Below are 17,891 nucleotides of genomic sequence, written 5' to 3'. Positions count from 1 at the left end.
CGCCTCGCGTGCGCCGGCGCGCCATTCGCCGCGCGCGACGCCGAGCCCCGCACGCGCGTCGCCGAGCGTGCCGGACACCCATACGTCGTCGCCGTCGCGCGCCGCATCGCGCCGCAGCGCGGCGTCGGGCGCGACTTCTCCGAAGACGGTGACGCACAGGTTCAGCGGCCCGCTCGTGGTGTCGCCGCCGATCAGTTCGCAATCGAAGCGCTCGGCCAGCGCGAACAGGCCGTTGCTGAACGCCTCGAGCCACGCGGCGTCGGCGCGCGGCAGCGCGCACGCGAGCGTGAACGCGCGCGGTTCGGCGCCCATCGCCGCGAGGTCGGACAGGTTGACCGCGAGCATCTTGTGGCCGAGCGCGTCGGGCGCGACGTCGGGGAAGAAGTGGCGGCCCTCGACCAGCATGTCCGTCGAAATGGCGAGCAATTTCCCGGAACGCGGTGCGATCAGCGCGCAATCGTCGCCGATGCCGAGGGTCGACGCGCGTGCGCCGCGTGCCGCGCGGCGCGCGAAGAAGCGATCGATCAGCGAAAACTCGGAGAGGGCGGCTGGCACGGCGGATGGACCCGAAGCGGTTGAAGGAACGGCATTGTACGAGGCGAACGGCGGCGTTTCCTGCACCGTTCAGTACATTTTTGTCGCGGCTGTTGCACCCGAATCGACGGTCAGAGGGGCGTCGATTGGCGCTACAATGCCGTCGAACAGTCATTCTAATCCGCACGTCAGAGACACATGTCCACCCAAGCCTCTTCCAAAGCCAAGCTCCGCGAAGCCGCCCTCGACTATCACGAATTCCCGACTCCCGGAAAGATCGCGATCGCCCCGACCAAGCAGATGATCAACCAGCGCGACCTTGCGCTCGCGTATTCGCCGGGCGTCGCGTACGCGTGCGAGGAGATCGTCGAGAATCCGCTGAACGCGGCGCGCTTCACCGCGCGCAGCAACCTGGTCGGCGTCGTCACGAACGGCACCGCGGTGCTCGGGCTCGGCAACATCGGCCCGCTCGCGTCGAAGCCGGTGATGGAAGGCAAGGCCGTGCTGTTCAAGAAGTTCGCCGGCATCGACGTGTTCGACATCGAGCTGAACGAATCCGATCCGCACAAGCTGGTCGACGTGATCGCCGCGCTGGAGCCGACCTTCGGCGGCATCAACCTCGAAGACATCAAGGCGCCCGACTGCTTCATCGTCGAGCGCGAAGCGCGCAAGCGGATGAAGATCCCGGTGTTCCACGACGACCAGCACGGCACTGCGATCGTCGTGGCCGCGGCCGTCACGAACGGGCTGAAGGTCGTCGGCAAGGACATCAAGCAGGTCAAGCTCGTCGCGTCCGGCGCGGGCGCGGCCGCGCTCGCGTGCCTGGACCTGCTGGTCGACATCGGCCTGCCGATCGAGAACATCACGGTAACCGACCTCGCCGGCGTGGTCTACAAGGGCCGCACCGAGCTGATGGACCCGGACAAGGAGCGTTTCGCGCGCGAAACCGACGCGCGCACGCTGGCCGAGGTGATCGACGGTGCGGACATCTTCCTCGGCCTGTCGGCCGCCGGCGTGCTGAAGCAGGAGATGGTCAAGGGGATGGCCGAGCGGCCGCTGATCCTCGCGCTCGCGAACCCGACGCCGGAAATCCTGCCGGAACTCGCGCTCGAAGTGCGCCCGGACGCGGTGCTCGCGACCGGCCGTACCGACTACCCGAACCAGGTCAACAACGTCCTGTGCTTCCCGTTCATCTTCCGCGGCGCACTCGACGTCGGCGCGACGACGATCACGCGTGAAATGGAAATCGCGGCCGTCAACGCGATCGCCGAGCTCGCGCAGCAGGAGCAGAGCGACATCGTCGCGACCGCGTACGGGATCCAGGACCTGTCGTTCGGGCCCGAATACCTGATTCCGAAGCCGTTCGATCCGCGCCTGATCGTGAAGATCGCGCCGGCCGTCGCGCAGGCCGCGATGGACGGCGGCGTCGCGACGCGCCCGATCGAGGACATGGAAGCGTACAAGGTGCACCTGCAGCAGTTCGTGTACCACAGCGGCACGACGATGAAGCCGATCTTCCAGCTCGCGCGCAGCGCGCCGGCGGAGAAGAAGCGCGTGGTGTTCGCGGAAGGCGAGGAAGAGCGCGTGTTGCGCGCCGTTCAGATCATCGTCGACGAGAAGCTCGCGAAGCCGATCCTGATCGGCCGCCCGTCGGTGATCGAGCACCGTATCCAGCGCTACGGCCTGCGTCTCACGCCGGGCGTCGACTTCACGGTCGTCAACACCGAGCACGACGAGCGCTACCGCGACTTCTGGCAGACGTACCACAAGCTGATGGCGCGCAAGGGCATCAGCGAGCAGCTCGCGCGCGTCGAGATGCGCCGCCGCACGACGCTGATCGGCGCGATGCTGGTGAAGAAGGGCGAAGCGGACGGGATGATCTGCGGCACGATCAGCACCACGCACCGCCACCTGCACTTCATCGACCAGGTGATCGGCAAGCGCCCGGGCTGCAGCGTATACGCGGCGATGAACGGCCTCGTGCTGCCCGGCCGCCAGATCTTCCTCGTCGATACGCACGTGAACGTCGATCCGACCCCGGAGCAACTCGCCGAGATCACGATCATGGCCGCGGAAGAAGTGCGCCGCTTCGGTATCGAGCCGAAGGTCGCGCTGCTGTCGCACTCGAACTTCGGCACGAGCAACGCGCCGTCCGCGCAGAAGATGCGCGATACGCTCGCGATCCTGCAGGAACGTGCGCCGGAGCTGAAGGTGGACGGCGAGATGCACGGCGACGTCGCGCTCGACGCGGCGCTGCGCAAGGAGATCCTGCCGGAATCGACGCTGGAAGGCGACGCGAACCTGCTGATCCTGCCGAACATCGACGCGGCGAACATCGCGTACAACCTGCTGAAGACGGCCGCCGGCAACAACATCGCGATCGGACCGATCCTGCTCGGCGCCGCGCAGCCGGTACACGTGCTGACCGAGTCGGCGACCGTGCGCCGGATCGTCAACATGGCGGCGCTGCTCGTCGCGGACGTCAACGCCGCACGCTGACGCTTCGCCGCGCAACGCGGCGCGCGGTGCCGGTCGAACCGGCGCCGCGGTCGGGCGAAATTGCAAACAAAAGCAAAAAAGAGGCGTGCCCGTCACGGGCACGCCGCCGGGCATCGCGCACAGGCGCGTCCCGCAAGCAACAACAGCATCTCTCCGCCCCTGGCAGCAAGCGTGGCAAGGAGGCAGGTACTTGCCATTCGAGAGATGCCGCCGGCATTTTATCCTACATAAGATAAAAATTGCCGAAATTCGGTAAGAAATACGCGATTTGGCGTCGCGCCGAGCTTTCGATTCCCAAACGAACATTGATTCGCGCGGACAATAGCGCTACGCTAACGCCTTTGCTGGTCGTTCAACTATTTGATTTAACAGCGGGAACCCCGGTTCATGGCACGCAAGTGGCTCCGCAACGGCGCGCTCGCGTCCGTCTTCGCGATGTTCGCGATGGGTATCGTCGGCACGCCGACGGGCAGTCTGGTTTCCGCCGCCTACGCACGGCAGGCCGTTACGGCCGACGGGCTCGATACGATCCCGTCCGCCCGTCTTCCGCGCGAGGCCGTGACCACGCTTGGCCTGATCGGTGCCGGCGGCCCCTATCCGTACGAGAAAGACGGCGTCGTATTCGGCAACCGCGAGCGGATCCTGCCGAAGGCGAAGCGCGGCTTCTACCATGAGTACACGGTGCCGACGCCGCGCGCACGCAATCGCGGCGCGCGCCGGATCGTGTGCGGCGGGCCGCTGCGCCGGATCGACAACTGTTATTACACGGACGACCACTACAACAGTTTTAAACGTATTGTTGAATGACTTTGGGATGAACGGCATGAGCGACTCCATCTACGCGCACGAGGCGGCGGCGGAACTGTTCGCGGCCGGCGACGGCAATCTGTTTCAACGCGTCATGCAATTGCGCGCGACGGCACAGGCCGAGGCCGCGCCGCCGGACCAGCGGGAAGCCGTCGACCCCGGGCTTTCATCGAACGAGGAGCCTATGAGCCTTTTCACGACCGTGCGACCCAATCTCGTGCAGTCGATCCGCGCGTTCCGCGTGCAGGATCTTGCCGATGAAGCCGGCCGGCTCGGCCAGCATTTCCTGTACGCGTATTGCGGCGCCGCGCAGTCGAAGCAGGAAGTGATGGAAACGATCGCGACGTCGTTCCTGTTTCCGAAACACTTCGGCAAGAACTACGACGCGCTGTACGACTGCCTGACCGACCTCGTCGCGAAGGCGGGCGCGCAGCCCGGTTTCGTGATCGTCCTCGAAGGGCTGCCGATCGCGCAGAAATTCGACAAGGAAGGGCGCGAAACGCTGCTCGACGTGTTCCGCGAGGCGGCCGAGTTCTGGGCCGAGCGCAAGGTCGCGTTCCGCGTGTTCTATTCGTTCGCGTAAGCGCGAACCGGCTGGCCGTCGCCGGCCGCACCGACGAAAAAGCCCGCAACTTGCGGGCTTTTTTGCGTCTGTACGCCGCGCGTTCGCGGCGCGATCACCATCCGCCCCAGCGCGCGGCGAGCGCGGCGAGCACGGCCGCGCCGGCCGTCTCGGTGCGCAGCACGCGCGGGCCGAGCGACAGCGCGGTGAATCCGCGCGCGCGCGCCGCGTGTTCCTCGTCGGGCGACAGCCCGCCTTCCGGGCCGATCAGCAGCGTGACGGGCGCCACGGGCGGCGCGTCGGGCAGCGACGCGAACGGGATGCTCGCGCGCGGCGACAGCAGCAGCCGCAGCTCGCCGTCGGCCGGCGCGGCCGGCAGCGCATCGAGCCACGCGCCGAAGCCGCGCACGGCGTCGACCTGCGGCACACGGTTGCGCCCGCACTGTTCGCACGACGCGCGCACGACGCCGCGCCAGTGCGCGACGCGCTTCTCCGCGCGCTCGCCGGACAGCTTCACGACGCCGCGTGATGTCGACAGCGGCACGACCGCCGCGACGCCGAGCTCGACGGCCTTCTCGATCACCCAGTCCATCTTGTCGCCGCCGGCGATGCCCTGCGCGAGCGTCACGCGATAGGGCGGCTCGGCTTCGGCCGGATCGAACGCGTCGATCCGCGCGAGCGCGCTGCGCTTGTCGATCTCGACGAGCTGCGCGCGATACTGGCCGCCGCTGCCGTCGAACAGCGCGAGCGCGTCGCCGGGCTGCAGCCGCAGCACCTGCGCGTGGCGTGCGACCTCGGCGGGCAGCGCGAGCGTCGCGTCGGCGCGCAGCGCCGCTTCGACGAAGAATCGCGGCACGGCCGCGGTGGTGGTGGCTTCGCTCATGCGTGCGGCTGCTCCGTGGCGGCGTCGAGCCGGCGCCCGAGCGCCCAGCGGTAGCCGTCGAGATCCTCGATCTGCGCGAAGCGGTCGCCCCAGAACTGGTCCTGCGGCGCGGTCAGCGATTTTGCGCCCGCGTCGAGCGCGCGCTGCCAGGTCGCGTCGACGTCGTCGACATACAGGTAGAACGACTGCGGCGCGGTGGCGTTCGCGCTCTTCGGCGTGCGCGCGGTCGAGCCGAACGCGCCTTCGGGCGCGAACATCACGATCAGCTGGCCGCGATAGGCCATCTCGACGTGCATGATCGCGCCGTCCTCGTCGTGCGCGTCGCGCAGTTCGAAGCCGAAGGCGGCCTTGAAGAAGTCGATGGCTGCGCGCACGTTGCGTACGGCCAGATAAGGCGTCAACCAAGGCACGTTGGCCGGACGTGGATCGGTCATCGAAAAATCTCCTGGTCTTGCGCGCCGCTTCGCGCCTGCATGCGAAGCCGCGCCGGAAAATGCACGGGGTACGGCCGCCCGGAATTCAGCGGCGAACGCCCAGTGTATCGCGCAGCGCGCGCGGCAGCGCAAAGAGGGCCGCATGCAGCCGCGCGTCGTAGTAGCGCAAGCCTTCGATGCGGCGGGCGGCGAGGCGTTCGTCGACGTCGTGCGCGAACAGCGACGCGGCGTCGAGCGTGTCGCTCGCGATCGCCATCAGCCATTGCGAGCCATAGAGCGGCACGTGCGCGGACAGCGGATCGACGACCGCGAAGCTCGCGCGCAGGTCGTCGAGCAGCGCGGCGATGCGCGGCGCATGGAACAGCGGCGAGCCGAGATGCATCGACACCGCGCCGCAGGGCGTGAGGATCCGCTTCAGGCGCGCGTAGAACTCGCGCGTATAGAGGCCGGCGGCCGGCGAATCGGGCGGCGTGAGGTCGAACACGACGAGGTCGAAGTGCTCGACGGTCGATTCGACGAAATGCGCGGCGTCGCCGATCACGAGCTCGACGCGCCGGTCGTCGAGCGCGCCCTGGTGCACGTCGTCGAGATAGCGGCGCGCCATCCCGACCACCTCGCCGTCGAGTTCGGCGACGACGATGCGCTCGATGCACGCGTGCTTGAGCAGCTGGCGCGCCGCGCCGCCGTCGCCGCCGCCGAGCACCAGCGCCTTTCGCGGCGACGGGTGCGCGAGCGCAGCCGGGTGCGTCATGCACTCGTGGTACACGTATTCGTCGCCCACCGACGTCATCGGCCGGCCGTCCAGCGTAAATAGGCGGCCGAGCTGCGGCGTTTCCCAGACTTCGATCTGCTGGTGCGCGGACGCGACGCGCGCGAGCCGCCGCGCGTTCGGGAAGCCGTAGGTGGCGTCGGGGGTGGGGTGGAAGAGTAGCGTCGTGCTCACGGGCGGGCCGCGCGGGGCGGACAGTTCCAACGTCTGGATTATAGGCGGCGCGCGGTTCGGCGGAAAACCGTGCCGGAACACCGCGCGCCGGCAAGGGAAATGTCAGCCCATCTGTTAAAATGATGAGCTTTGCAGCCTCGTCCGTAGGCTCCGTCCGCTTCGCGTCCGTCAGGCGCCGCACCGCGCGCCGGGAACGATCGACGCCCGAGCTTCCGGATGCCGCCGTGCCCCCGTTTCCTCGACTCGTTCTCCGGACTCGACATGACGACTTCGTCTCCCGCCTCCACCACCCTGATGGCCAACGCGATCCGTGCGCTCGCGATGGACGCCGTCCAGCAAGCGAACTCCGGCCACCCCGGCATGCCGATGGGCATGGCCGAAATCGGCGTCGCACTGTGGTCGCGCCATCTGAAGCACAACCCGACGAACCCGCACTGGGCCGACCGCGACCGCTTCGTGCTGTCGAACGGCCACGGCTCGATGCTGCTGTACTCGCTGCTGCACCTGACCGGCTACGACCTGCCGATCGAAGAGCTGAAGAACTTCCGCCAGCTGCACTCGAAGACGCCGGGCCACCCGGAATACGGGATCACGCCGGGCGTCGAGACGACCACCGGCCCGCTCGGCCAGGGTCTCGCGAACGCGGTCGGCATGGCGCTCGGCGAAGCGCTGCTGGCCGACGAGTTCAACCGCGACGGCGCGAAGATCGTCGACCACCACACGTACGTGTTCCTCGGCGACGGCTGCCTGATGGAAGGCATCTCGCACGAAGCCTGCTCGCTCGCCGGCACGCTGAAGCTGAACAAGCTGATCGCGCTGTACGACGACAACGGCATCTCGATCGACGGCGACGTCGTCAACTGGTTCCACGACGACACGCCGAAGCGTTTCGAAGCGTACGGCTGGAACGTGATCCCGAACGTGAACGGCCATGACGTCGACGCGGTCGACGCGGCGATCGCGAAGGCGAAGCTGTCGGACAAGCCGACGCTGATCTGCTGCAAGACGGTGATCGGCAAGGGCGCGGCGACCAAGGCCGGCGGCCACGACGTGCACGGCGCGGCGCTCGGCGCGGAAGAAATCGCGAAGACGCGCGAAGCGCTCGGCTGGAAGTGGGAGCCGTTCGTGATTCCGCAGGAAGTCTATGCGGCATGGGACGCGAAGGAAGCCGGCAAGCGCGCCGAGTCCGAATGGGACGCGACGTTCGCGCAATACCGTGCGAAGTACCCGGCCGAGGCGGCCGAATTCGAGCGCCGGATGGCCAACAAGCTGCCGGCCGACTGGGCGGAGAAGGCCGCGGCGATCATCGCCGGCGCGAACGAGCGCGCCGAGACGGTCGCGACCCGCAAGGCGTCGCAGCAGGCGATCGAAGGGCTGGCTGCCGCGCTGCCCGAGCTGCTCGGCGGCTCGGCCGACCTGACCGGCTCGAACCTGACCAACTGGAAGGCGTCGAAGGCGGTGCGCGCGAATCCGGAAGGCGCGGGCGTGCTGCTCGGCAACCACATCAACTACGGCGTGCGCGAATTCGGCATGAGCGCCGCGATCAACGGCCTCGCGCTGCACGGCGGCCACAAGCCGTTCGGCGGCACGTTCCTGACGTTCTCCGACTACAGCCGCAACGCGCTGCGCGTCGCCGCGCTGATGAAGGTGCCGTCGATCTTCGTGTTCACGCACGATTCGATCGGCCTCGGCGAAGACGGCCCGACGCACCAGTCGATCGAGCATGTGTCGAGCCTGCGCCTGATCCCGAACCACGACGTGTGGCGCCCGGCCGACACGGTCGAGACGGCCGTCGCATGGACCCACGCGGTCGCGGCCGACCGTCCGTCGAGCCTGATCTTCAGCCGCCAGAACCTCGCATTCAATCCGCGCACCGATGCGCAGATCGCGAACATCGAGAAGGGCGGCTACGTGCTGAAGGACTGGGACGAAGAGATCGTCGCGCGCAAGATCATCCTGATCGCGACGGGCTCGGAAGTCGAGCTCGCGATGAAGGCCGTCGAGCCGCTCGCACAGCAGGGCATCGCCGCGCGCGTCGTGTCGATGCCGTCGACCAACGTGTTCGACCGCCAGGACGCCGAGTATCGCGAACGCGTGCTGCCGCACGGCGTGCGCCGCGTCGCGATCGAAGCGGGCGTGACGTCGTTCTGGCACAAGTACGTCGGCCTCGAAGGCGGCGTGGTCGGGATCGACACGTTCGGCGAATCGGCGCCGGCCGGCGTGCTGTTCAAGTACTTCGGCTTCACCGTCGAGCACGTCGTCGAGACGGCGAAGGCCGTGCTGGCCTGAGTGCCTGCGCGACGCGCGCCTGCCCCCGCGCGCGTCGCACCGTGAAGCTGCACGAAACGAATTTTTTCAGCCATCAGGAGATAGACCATGACGATTCGCGTCGCAATCAACGGCTACGGCCGCATCGGCCGCAACACGCTGCGCGCGTTCTATGAAAACGGCAAGAAGCACGATCTCGAGATCGTCGCGATCAACGACCTGGGCGATGCGAAGACCAACGCGCACCTGACCCAGTACGACACCGCGCACGGCAAGTTCCCGGGCGAAGTGTCGGTCGACGGCGACTACCTGGTCGTCAACGGCGACAAGATCCGCGTGCTGGCGAACCGCAACCCGGCCGAACTGCCGTGGGGCGAGCTCGGCGTCGACGTCGTGATGGAGTGCACGGGCTTCTTCACGTCGAAGGAAAAGGCGAGCGCGCACCTGAAGGGCGGCGCGAAGAAGGTGATCATCTCGGCGCCGGGCGGCAAGGACGTCGACGCGACGATCGTCTACGGCGTGAACCACGACGTGCTGAAGGCCGAGCACACCGTGATCTCGAACGCATCGTGTACGACCAACTGCCTCGCACCGCTCGTCAAGCCGCTGAACGACAAGATCGGCCTCGAAACGGGCCTGATGACGACGATCCACGCGTACACGAACGACCAGGTGCTGACCGACGTCTACCACGAAGACCTGCGCCGCGCGCGTTCGGCTACGCACAGCCAGATCCCGACCAAGACCGGTGCTGCTTCGGCGGTCGGCCTGGTGCTGCCGGAACTGAACGGCAAGCTCGACGGCTACGCGATCCGCGTCCCGACGATCAACGTGTCGATCGTCGACCTGTCGTTCATCGCGAAGCGCGACACGACGGTCGAGGAAGTCAACGCGATCATGAAGGAAGCATCGGAAGGCGCGCTGAAGGGCATCCTCGGCTACAACGACGCACCGCTGGTGTCGATCGACTTCAACCACAACCCGGCTTCGTCGACGTTCGACGCGACGCTGACCAAGGTGTCGGGCCGCCTCGTCAAGGTGTCGAGCTGGTACGACAACGAGTGGGGCTTCTCGAACCGCATGCTGGACACGGCTGTCGCGTTCGCGAACGCGAAGTAAGTCCCGCACAGCGCGCGCCGCGGCAACGCGGTGCGCGCGGCGATCGAACCCGGTCCGGTTTTCCGGCCGGGTTTTTTTATGCCTGCGCGCGCGCCGTCGGCGGTTCGCGCACGTCGACGAATGCGTGCTCGGGCGGGCTGTCGAGGCCGAGCCCACGCAAGCCCGGTGCCGGTTCGGTCGAGGAACCGCTTACTGCGCGACCTGCCGCGCGCCGACGCGCTGCGACGCGAGCCACAGCGCGATCAGCACGCCGGCCAGCACCGCGCCGGCCGCGCACACGCCGCGCCAGCCGTCGAGACCGAACGCGAAGCTCGCGGCGAACGACCCGAATGCGCCGCCGATGAAGTAGCTCGTCAGGTAGATCGTCGTCACGCGGCTGCGCGCATCGCCCGCGAGCGCGTAGATCACGCTCTGGTTCGAGATGTGCATTCCCTGCACGCCGACGTCGAGCAGCAGGATGCCCGCGATCAGCGCGGCGAGCGAATGCGCGCCGGCGGCGATCAGCGCGAACGATGCCAGCACCGCGGCCGCGAACAGCCCGGTCGCCGCATTGCCGTGCCCGCGATCGACGAGCCGGCCGGCCGAGCTCGCCGCGAGCGCGCCCACCGCGCCGACGATGCCGAACAGGCCGATCCGGCCTTCCGTATAGCCGTACGGCGGCTGGCTGAGCAGGAACGTGAGGCCGGTCCACAGCAGGCTGAAGCACGCGAACACGAGCGCGCCGTAGGCGGAGCGCAGCGCGATCAGCGGCTGCGCGCGCACCAGCGCGGCGAGCGACTTCATCAGCGCTGCGTAGTCGAGCCGCGTGTCGCGGCGATCCTTCGGCAGCTTCACGGCGAGCACGCCGGTCAGCGCCAGCACCATCACCGCGGCGATGCCGTACACCGCGCGCCAGCCGAGCCAGTCGGCGATCGCGCCGGCCGCGACGCGCGCGAGCAGGATGCCGAGCAGCAGTCCGCTCATCACGGTGCCGACCGCGCGGCCGCGCGAGCGCGCATCGGCGAGCGACGCGGCGAACGGCACGAGCAGCTGCGTCGAGCAGGTGACGAAGCCGACCGCCACGTTCGCGGCGACGAACATCGTGTAGTTGGTGCTGAGCGCGACGCCGACCAGCGCGACGACGTTGAGCGCGAGCAGCCGCACGATCAGCGTGTGGCGGTTGAGCGCGTCGCCGAGCGGCACGATCAGCAGCAGGCTCGCCGCGTAGCCGAGCTGCGTCAGCGTGACGAGATAGCCGAGCGCGGCCGGCGCGCGGCCGAAGCTATGCGCGATCGCGGCGAGCAGCGGCTGCGCATAGTAGATGTTGCCGATGACGATGCCGCACGCGCAGGCGAACAGCAGCGTCATCGCGCGGGTCAGCGGAGGGTGGGCGTCTTGATGCGGTTTCATGATGGTCGAGCAAACAGCGGCGCCGGCCGGCGGCGTCGGGACGCCGGCTGCGCAGGGTGGGTGGAATCGGGGCCGGCAGACACGCTCGGCGGATGAACCGGTGCGGCGCGCCGGGCGAATCGCGCGGCGTGCCCGGATCGGGCGGGCGGCGGACCGTCGCGCGGCGGGCGTCGGCAGACGGGCCCGGGCATGCCGCTCGGCGCGGCGGCAGGGCGCGGGAGCGGGTGGGCGTATGATGCGGGAATCGAACCATAGCGTCCAAGACCGGTTCGTTATGATGTTCATTGGAAAATCCAATACCTGGGTCGCGATGCTTCTTCGCCATATCCGCTATTTCCTGGCCGTCGCCGAGCACTGCAACTTCACGCGCGCGGCCGACGCGCTGCACGTGTCGCAGCCGACGCTGTCGCAGCAGGTGCGTCAGCTCGAGGAAACGCTCGGCGTGCCGTTGTTCGACCGCTCGGGCCGTACGGTGCGCCTGACCGAGTTCGGCGAGGTCTATGCGCGGCATGCGCGCGCGGCGCTGCACGAACTCGACGCGGGGCAGCGCGCGTTGCACGACGCTGCCGATCTCGGCAGCGGTTCGCTGCGGCTCGCGATGATGCCGACCTTCGCGGCCTACCTGAGCGGCTCGCTCGTCGATGCGTTCCAGGCGGACCATCCGAACCTCGTGCTGACGATCGACGCGATGCCGCAGGAGCGCATCGAGGCGCTGCTCGCCGACGACCGACTCGACGCGGGCTTCGCGTTCGTGCCGGCGCATTCGCCGGACATCAACGCGCTGCCGCTGTGGGACGAGTCGCTCGCGCTCGTGACGGGCCGCACGCATCGCCTCGCGCGCCGCCGCCGCGCGCTGACGCCGGCCGAACTCGGCGGCGAGCCGCTGGTGCTGCTGGGCCCCGCGTTCGCGACGCGCGAGCGCATCGACCGGTACTTCGTCGAGCACGGCGCACGGCCGCGGGTCGCGGTCGAAACCAATACGGTCAGCGCAGTGCTGGAACTGGTGCGGCGCGGCCGGCTCGCGACGGTGCTGCCCGACGCGGTCGCGCGCGAGAGCGGCGACCTGTGCGCGCTGGAGATCGCCCCGCCGCTGCCGACGCGCACGGCCGCGCTGCTCACGCGCAAGGGCGCGTACCGCAGCGTCGCGGCGCGCGCGTTCATCGAGCGCGCGCGGGCGTATCGCGTGGCGTCGGGGGCGTAGCGTTCGCGATCAGGCGCGCGGGGTGGGGAAAAAGATGCCTGCGCGTTGCGCGGCGTTCGAGATATGCGTTTCGATTGCGGTGCCGGCGGCGGCCGCGTCGCGCGCGATCAGCGCGTCGACGATCGCGCGGTGCTCGTGCCACGTCGACAGCAGCAGCTCGCGCCGGTAGAACGGCATGCGCTGGCTTTCCTTCATGATGTCGGCGCTGCTGCGCAGCACCGATTCGATCGCCGCATTGCCGGCAAGGTGGATGATCCGCATGTGGAAATCGAAGTCGAGCTGCGACGCGTCGTCGAGCGCGTTCTCGGTCAGCGCGACGTGCAGGTCGGCGAGATTGTCCTCGAACCATGCGATGTCGTCGTCGGTGACGACGCGCGCGGCCATTCGCGCGGCGAAGCCTTCGAGCGCGTAGCGCATCTGGTAGGTGTCGGGCGGCGACGACTGCTCGGCGAACTGCCACGCGTGCGCGGTCGTCGCCCGTGCGCTCTCGACGTATACGCCCTTGCCGGCGCGAATGCGCAGCATCCCGAGCGCTTCGAGCGTCGACAGCGCCTCGCGCAGCGACGCACGGCTGATTTCCAGCTCCTCGGAGAGCTGGCGCTGGGCCGGCAGCAGGCTGCCGACCGGATACACGCCTGCCTCGATCCGGTCGCGGATCGTCGCGATGGCGGCGTCGGTCACGGTGTGCGGAACGTTTTTCATGATGTGAACGATGGCCGGTCTGACCGGCATTGTAATCCGCACGCGCGTGGTGCACCCGCGGCTACGGGAAAGTCACGATCGGGCCCGTTTTCCGGCGCGTCCGGCGGCCCGTCGGGGGCGGGAAATCCCTATTTTGTCCGTTCTTGACGGGACTATATCGGCTTCCTACTATCGTCCATAACATCACTGGTCTTACCAGTATGAACAGACGAAAACTGCAACCCATTTCGGGAGAGCGCCGTGTCCAAGTTCCTCAACTCGCTGTTTGGCCGAGTCGTGATCGCCTTAATCCTCGGGGTCGCGCTCGGCGCGTTCTTCCCGCATTTCGCCGAGTCGCTGAAACCGCTCGGTGACGGTTTCCTGAAGCTCATCAAGATGGTGATCGGCCCGATCGTGTTCTGCGTCGTGGTCAGCGGGATGGCCAATGCGGGCGACCTGAAGAAGGTCGGCCGGGTCGGCCTGAAGGCGGTCGTCTACTTCGAGATGATGACGACGCTGGCGCTCGGCATCGGCGTGCTGCTCGCGTGGCTGCTGCGGCCGGGCGAGGGGATGAACATCAACCTGAACACGCTCGACGCGTCGTCGCTCGCCGCGTACGCGAAGAACGCCGAGAGCCTGAAGGACACGGCCGGCTTCCTGATGAAGATCATTCCCGACACCGCGATCGACGCGTTCGCGAAGGGCGACATCCTGCAGATCCTGGTGTTCGCGGTGCTGTTCGGCTCGGCGCTGTCGCTGCTCGGCGACAAGGCCCAGCGCGTGAACAGCCTGATCGAGGAACTGTCGCACGTGTTCTTCCGCGTGATCGGTTTCATCATCAAGCTCGCGCCGCTCGGCGTGCTCGGCGCGATCGCGTTCACGACCGGCAAGTACGGCGTCGCGTCGCTCAAGCAGCTCGGCTACCTGGTCGCGGTGTTCTACCTGAGCTGCTTCGTGTTCGTCGCGGTGGTGCTCGGCATCGTGATGCGGCTCGCGGGTTTCTCGGTGTTCAAGCTGATCCGCTACCTGCGCGAGGAGCTGTCGATCGTGCTCGGCACGGCATCGTCGGACGCGGTGCTGCCGCAGGTGATGCGCAAGCTCGAATACATGGGCGTGAAGGATTCGACCGTCGGCCTCGTGATCCCGACCGGCTATTCGTTCAACCTCGACGGCTTCTCGATCTACCTGACGCTGGCGGTGCTGTTCATCGCGCAGGCGACCAACACGCCGCTGTCGTTCCACGACCTGATCGTCGTGCTGCTGGTGTCGATGATCACGTCGAAGGGCGCGCACGGGATTCCGGGTTCGGCGATCGTGATTCTCGCGGCGACGCTGTCGGCGATCCCGGCGATTCCGGTGCTCGGCCTCGTGCTGATCCTGCCGGTCGACTGGTTCGTCGGCATCGCGCGTGCGCTGACCAACCTGATCGGCAACTGCGTGGCGACGGTCGTCGTCGCGGTGTGGGAGAACGACATCGACCGTGCCCGCGCGAAGCGCGTGCTGAACCGCGAACTGCGCTACGTGCCGGCCGAGGAGGAAGCGGTCGCGCCGGTTGCCGGCGACCAGGCCCACGCGCTCTGAGTCGCGCGGGGCGGTCTCGCCCCGGATGGTCCCGCGCGATCGAATCGTTTTGGCCGGCCCGTTCCGGGGCCGGTTTTTTATCAGGAAGGCAAAGCATGGGGCCGGAGCAACGCTGAAGCGCTTGCTCCGGCCGACAGCTTTGCCGACACAGGAGACGAAATGGCAGCCCCCATCCTCGACCCGAACGCGCCGGCCTTTACGCGGCGTTACATGAACCTCGCCGATCCGCGCGTCGGCGCGCAGGCGCTGTTCGCCAGCGACGAATTCTTCGCGCCGAAGGAGCGCATGCTCAACCCGGAGCCGGCGGTATTCATCCCCGGCAAATACGACGACCACGGCAAGTGGATGGACGGCTGGGAGACGCGCCGCAAGCGCACGACCGGCCACGACTTCTGCGTGGTCCGGCTCGCACGGCCGGGCGTGATCCACGGCGTCGACCTCGACACCAGCCACTTCACCGGCAACTTCCCGCCGGCCGCGTCGATCGAAGCGTGCTTCAGCGACGCCGACACGCCGTCCGACGATGCCGAATGGCGCACGATCGTGCCCGCGACGACGCTGCAGGGCAATGCGCATCACTATGTCGAGGTCGTCGATCCGCGCCCGTACACGCATCTGCGCGTGAACCTGTATCCGGACGGCGGCCTCGCGCGCCTGCGCGTATACGGGCAGCCGCAGCGCGACTGGAGCCGCGTGCCGCAGGGCGAGCTGGTGGATCTCGCGGCGACCGAGAACGGCGGCTACCTGGTGGCCGCGAACAACCAGCACTTCGGCGCGGCATCGCAGATGCTGATGCCGGGGCGCGGCGCAAACATGGGCGACGGCTGGGAAACGCGCCGCCGCCGCGAGCCCGGCAACGACTGGGCGATCGTCGCGCTCGCGCGGCCGGGCATCATCCGGCGCGTCGAGGTCGACACCGCGTTCTTCAAGGGCAACTATCCCGACCGCTGCTCGCTGCAGGCCGCGCAGGTCGCGGGCGGCACCGACGATTCGCTCGTCACGCAGGCGATGTTCTGGGCCGAACTGCTTGGCGAGCAGAAACTGTCGATGGACAGCGTCCACACGTTCGACCAGCTCGCGTCGCTCGGGCCCGTCACGCACGTGCGCTTCAACATCTTCCCGGACGGCGGCGTGTCGCGCCTGCGTCTGTGGGGCGAACCGGCCTGATGGAGGACAACGGCATGAGCCAATCCCGTACCCTGCGCGTCGAGCGCCTGACCCGCGACGCGTTCGCGCCGTTCGGCGACGTGATCGCGCTCGAAGGCGCGCGGCATTTCCCGATCAACGGCGGCACGACCGAGCGCTTCCACGATCTCGCGACGATCGACGTCTGCGCGGACGGCGGCCGGCCGCTCGTCAGCGTGTTCCGCGCGCAGCCGCGCGCGCTGCCGGTCGCGATCACGCTGATGGAGCGCCATCCGCACGGCAGCCAGGCGTTCATTCCGCTCGCCGCCGTGTCGCGCTATGCGATCGTCGTCGCGCCGGCCGGCGAGTTCCGGCCCGACGCGATGCGCGCGTTCCTCGCCGAAGGCTGGCAGGGCGTGAATTATGCGAAGGGCGTCTGGCACCATCCGCTGCTCGCGCTCGACGCGGTCAGCGATTTCGTGATCGTCGATCGCGGCGGCCCGCAGCCGAACTGCGACGAGATCCCGCTCGACGACGCGTGGGCGCTCGAATTCGAGCCGGCCTGCGCGAGCGCGGCCTGACGCACGCGCCGGCGCGGCATGCGCTGCGCCGATGGAAAGCGGTGCGGGCGAGGAAGTCGAAGGGTTTCCGAAAGCCCGGCCGAACCGACCCTCGCGGGTGCGATCCCGAAAAGACGACGGCCCGGCCGGCGAGATGCCGGCCGGGCCGTCTGCGCAGACAGCGGCGCGGATCAGTGCTTGCGGTGCGGGCAGTTCTCGGTCGTGCACGAACCGTACATCGCGAGCGAATGCTCCTGGAGCCGGAAGCCGCGCTCCTTCGCGATCGCCTGCTGGCGGCTTTCGATCTCGGCGTCGAAGAACTCCTCGACGCGGCCGCAGTCGAGACAGACGAGGTGGTCGTGGTGCGAACCTTCGTTCAGCTCGAACACGGCCTTGCCCGATTCGAAGTTGCTGCGCGACAGCAGCCCGGCCTGTTCGAACTGCGTGAGCACGCGATAGACGGTCGCAAGCCCGATGTCGAGCTGCTCGTTGAGCAGGTTGCGGTAGACGTCTTCGGCCGTCAGGTGCCGCACGGGGCTTTGCTGGAAGATCTCGAGAATCTTGAGGCGCGGTAGGGTGGCCTTTAGCCCGATATTCTTGAGATCCGTCGGATTGGTCATGGCTAGGCGTCCCTAGAGTACAATGCAGGGCTTCAATGTTACCGGCTTTTCGCCGTTCCAGAAACACGCGCGGCCTGCGAGGCGGGCCAGCACGGTGAGGGAAATGATTCCAGAATCTCTTTCGCACTTTCAGAGGAGCCGCATGCGGAGTGCCATCATCGCTGCCGCCGCCGTTGCCGCGCTGGCTGGTTGTTCGTCGTACGACAGCGTGACGCAGCGCATCGCGCAGAGCATCACCCCCTATCGGATCACCGTCGTGCAGGGCAACTTCGTGTCGCAGGAGAAGGCCGCGCAGCTGCAGGCCGGGATGACGCGCGAGCAGGTCCGCGCGCTGCTCGGCACGCCGCTGCTGACCGACATGTTCCACGCCGACCGCTGGGATTACCTGTTCTACTTCAAGCGCGGCTCGACGGCAGTCGTCCAGCAGCGCGACCTCGTGCTGACCTTCTCGGGCGATCGCCTGGCGAGCTGGACCGGCGCCGACAACCTGCCTTCCGAACTCGACCTGCTGGCCGACATCGACGGCGATCGCGGCGGCAAGAAGGCGAAGGCGGCCGCAGCGGCGAAGGCGGCCTCCGAGGCCGCCGCCGCGAGTGCTGCGCAGGCGGCGAGCGCAGCGGCGCCGGAGGCCGCAGCGAGCCTGTCCACCGCGCCGGCGTCGGCCGCGGCGGTGAACGAGCAGGCC

General features: G+C 68.1%; 17 protein-coding genes. 10 read left to right on the top strand and 7 right to left on the bottom strand.

What is annotated here, in order from left to right; genetic code table 11:
- A partial coding sequence (gene thiL, locus BST28156_RS33010; protein ID WP_174904425.1) for a thiamine-phosphate kinase occupies nucleotides 1–555 on the bottom strand: 555 nt, incomplete at its 3' end.
- Between the two features lie 177 nt (nucleotides 556–732).
- On the opposite strand from thiL, the gene BST28156_RS33005 reads away from it, so the two are divergent.
- The 3 genes from BST28156_RS33005 (at nucleotide 733) to BST28156_RS32995 (ending at nucleotide 4,423) form a co-directional block, all read left to right on the top strand.
- Nucleotides 733–3,033, top strand: a complete 2,301-nt coding sequence (locus tag BST28156_RS33005) for an NADP-dependent malic enzyme (protein WP_060244906.1) — start codon at nucleotides 733–735, stop codon at nucleotides 3,031–3,033.
- Between the two features lie 387 nt (nucleotides 3,034–3,420).
- The gene (locus tag BST28156_RS33000; protein ID WP_174904424.1) at nucleotides 3,421–3,840 is read left to right on the top strand and encodes a guanyl-specific ribonuclease; all 420 of its coding nucleotides are present in this window, start codon (nucleotides 3,421–3,423) and stop codon (nucleotides 3,838–3,840) included.
- Nucleotides 3,841–3,856: 16 nt separating this feature from the next.
- Nucleotides 3,857–4,423 carry a barstar family protein gene (locus BST28156_RS32995; RefSeq protein ID WP_060245059.1) on the top strand — a complete coding sequence of 189 codons (567 nt, stop codon included), beginning with the start codon at nucleotides 3,857–3,859 and terminating at the stop codon, nucleotides 4,421–4,423.
- A gap of 94 nt (nucleotides 4,424–4,517) precedes the next feature.
- On the opposite strand, the gene BST28156_RS32990 is transcribed toward BST28156_RS32995, so the two are convergent.
- From BST28156_RS32990 to speE, 3 genes are all read right to left on the bottom strand, one after another.
- On the bottom strand, nucleotides 4,518–5,285 hold the full coding sequence (locus tag BST28156_RS32990; protein WP_174904423.1) for a 16S rRNA (uracil(1498)-N(3))-methyltransferase: 768 nt from the start codon (nucleotides 5,283–5,285) through the stop codon (nucleotides 4,518–4,520).
- Complete coding sequence (locus BST28156_RS32985; protein ID WP_174904422.1) at nucleotides 5,282–5,719, bottom strand: VOC family protein; 438 nt, start codon at nucleotides 5,717–5,719, stop codon at nucleotides 5,282–5,284. The genes BST28156_RS32990 and BST28156_RS32985 overlap by 4 nt, the downstream gene beginning before the upstream one ends.
- 85 nt (nucleotides 5,720–5,804) lie before the next feature.
- Complete coding sequence (gene speE / locus BST28156_RS32980) at nucleotides 5,805–6,662, bottom strand: polyamine aminopropyltransferase (protein ID WP_174904421.1); 858 nt, start codon at nucleotides 6,660–6,662, stop codon at nucleotides 5,805–5,807.
- Nucleotides 6,663–6,878: 216 nt separating this feature from the next.
- Here speE and tkt point away from each other — a divergent pair, with 216 nt between their 5' ends.
- Entirely contained in the window at nucleotides 6,879–8,951 is a 2,073-nt protein-coding gene (gene tkt / locus BST28156_RS32975; RefSeq protein WP_060244914.1) for a transketolase, read from the top strand.
- Between the two features lie 87 nt (nucleotides 8,952–9,038).
- Nucleotides 9,039–10,049: a type I glyceraldehyde-3-phosphate dehydrogenase gene (gap, locus tag BST28156_RS32970; RefSeq protein ID WP_009687457.1), complete on the top strand. Its 1,011-nt coding sequence runs from the start codon at nucleotides 9,039–9,041 to the stop codon at nucleotides 10,047–10,049.
- Between the two features lie 189 nt (nucleotides 10,050–10,238).
- Here gap and BST28156_RS32965 read toward each other — a convergent pair whose 3' ends face one another.
- Nucleotides 10,239–11,438 (bottom strand): MFS transporter, encoded by a 1,200-nt coding sequence (locus tag BST28156_RS32965; RefSeq protein WP_174904420.1) that lies wholly within the window; start codon nucleotides 11,436–11,438, stop codon nucleotides 10,239–10,241.
- A 310-nt stretch (nucleotides 11,439–11,748) separates the two neighbouring features.
- On the opposite strand from BST28156_RS32965, the gene cynR reads away from it, so the two are divergent.
- Nucleotides 11,749–12,639, top strand: a complete 891-nt coding sequence (gene cynR, locus BST28156_RS32960) for a transcriptional regulator CynR (RefSeq protein WP_174904426.1) — start codon at nucleotides 11,749–11,751, stop codon at nucleotides 12,637–12,639.
- Between the two features lie 9 nt (nucleotides 12,640–12,648).
- Here cynR and BST28156_RS32955 read toward each other — a convergent pair whose 3' ends face one another.
- The gene (locus BST28156_RS32955; protein ID WP_081077239.1) at nucleotides 12,649–13,371 is read right to left on the bottom strand and encodes a FadR/GntR family transcriptional regulator; all 723 of its coding nucleotides are present in this window, start codon (nucleotides 13,369–13,371) and stop codon (nucleotides 12,649–12,651) included.
- A 210-nt stretch (nucleotides 13,372–13,581) separates the two neighbouring features.
- On the opposite strand from BST28156_RS32955, the gene BST28156_RS32950 reads away from it, so the two are divergent.
- The 3 genes from BST28156_RS32950 to BST28156_RS32940 all read left to right on the top strand — a co-directional run bounded on the left by BST28156_RS32950 (nucleotide 13,582) and on the right by BST28156_RS32940 (nucleotide 16,607).
- A complete protein-coding gene (locus BST28156_RS32950) occupies nucleotides 13,582–14,901 on the top strand; it encodes a C4-dicarboxylate transporter DctA (RefSeq protein WP_060244922.1) in 1,320 nt (439 codons plus the stop codon).
- Nucleotides 14,902–15,060: 159 nt separating this feature from the next.
- Complete coding sequence (gene alc / locus BST28156_RS32945) at nucleotides 15,061–16,068, top strand: allantoicase (RefSeq protein WP_060244924.1); 1,008 nt, start codon at nucleotides 15,061–15,063, stop codon at nucleotides 16,066–16,068.
- A 14-nt stretch (nucleotides 16,069–16,082) separates the two neighbouring features.
- A complete protein-coding gene (locus tag BST28156_RS32940; RefSeq protein ID WP_060245062.1) occupies nucleotides 16,083–16,607 on the top strand; it encodes an ureidoglycolate lyase in 525 nt (174 codons plus the stop codon).
- Between the two features lie 170 nt (nucleotides 16,608–16,777).
- Here the strand turns inward: BST28156_RS32940 and fur are convergent, their stop codons facing one another.
- Complete coding sequence (gene fur, locus BST28156_RS32935; RefSeq protein ID WP_006400349.1) at nucleotides 16,778–17,206, bottom strand: ferric iron uptake transcriptional regulator; 429 nt, start codon at nucleotides 17,204–17,206, stop codon at nucleotides 16,778–16,780.
- A 142-nt stretch (nucleotides 17,207–17,348) separates the two neighbouring features.
- Between fur and BST28156_RS32930 the strand changes: the two genes are divergently transcribed.
- Nucleotides 17,349–17,891 (top strand): outer membrane protein assembly factor BamE (locus BST28156_RS32930; RefSeq protein ID WP_174904419.1); only part of this gene is annotated, 543 nt, incomplete at its 3' end.

The sequence above is a fragment of the Burkholderia pseudomultivorans genome (assembly GCF_902499075.1).
Classification (GTDB): domain Bacteria; phylum Pseudomonadota; class Gammaproteobacteria; order Burkholderiales; family Burkholderiaceae; genus Burkholderia; species Burkholderia pseudomultivorans.
This window is presented reverse-complemented; position numbering and strand designations above follow the sequence as displayed.

Bases quoted from the DNA above. Each gene is read 5' to 3' on its own strand.
- gap (WP_009687457.1), top strand. From the start codon at position 9,039: ATGACGATTCGCGTCGCAATCAACGGCTACGGCCGCATCGGCCGCAAC.
- fur (WP_006400349.1), bottom strand. From the start codon at position 17,206: ATGACCAATCCGACGGATCTCAAGAATATCGGGCTAAAGGCCACCCTA.
- BST28156_RS32985 (WP_174904422.1), bottom strand. From the start codon at position 5,719: ATGACCGATCCACGTCCGGCCAACGTGCCTTGGTTGACGCCTTATCTG.
- BST28156_RS32940 (WP_060245062.1), top strand. From the start codon at position 16,083: ATGAGCCAATCCCGTACCCTGCGCGTCGAGCGCCTGACCCGCGACGCG.
- BST28156_RS32990 (WP_174904423.1), bottom strand. From the start codon at position 5,285: ATGAGCGAAGCCACCACCACCGCGGCCGTGCCGCGATTCTTCGTCGAA.
- BST28156_RS32965 (WP_174904420.1), bottom strand. From the start codon at position 11,438: ATGAAACCGCATCAAGACGCCCACCCTCCGCTGACCCGCGCGATGACG.
- BST28156_RS32955 (WP_081077239.1), bottom strand. From the start codon at position 13,371: ATGCCGGTCAGACCGGCCATCGTTCACATCATGAAAAACGTTCCGCAC.
- tkt (WP_060244914.1), top strand. From the start codon at position 6,879: ATGCCGCCGTGCCCCCGTTTCCTCGACTCGTTCTCCGGACTCGACATG.
- BST28156_RS32995 (WP_060245059.1), top strand. From the start codon at position 3,857: ATGAGCGACTCCATCTACGCGCACGAGGCGGCGGCGGAACTGTTCGCG.
- BST28156_RS33000 (WP_174904424.1), top strand. From the start codon at position 3,421: ATGGCACGCAAGTGGCTCCGCAACGGCGCGCTCGCGTCCGTCTTCGCG.
- BST28156_RS33005 (WP_060244906.1), top strand. From the start codon at position 733: ATGTCCACCCAAGCCTCTTCCAAAGCCAAGCTCCGCGAAGCCGCCCTC.
- cynR (WP_174904426.1), top strand. From the start codon at position 11,749: ATGCTTCTTCGCCATATCCGCTATTTCCTGGCCGTCGCCGAGCACTGC.
- alc (WP_060244924.1), top strand. From the start codon at position 15,061: ATGGCAGCCCCCATCCTCGACCCGAACGCGCCGGCCTTTACGCGGCGT.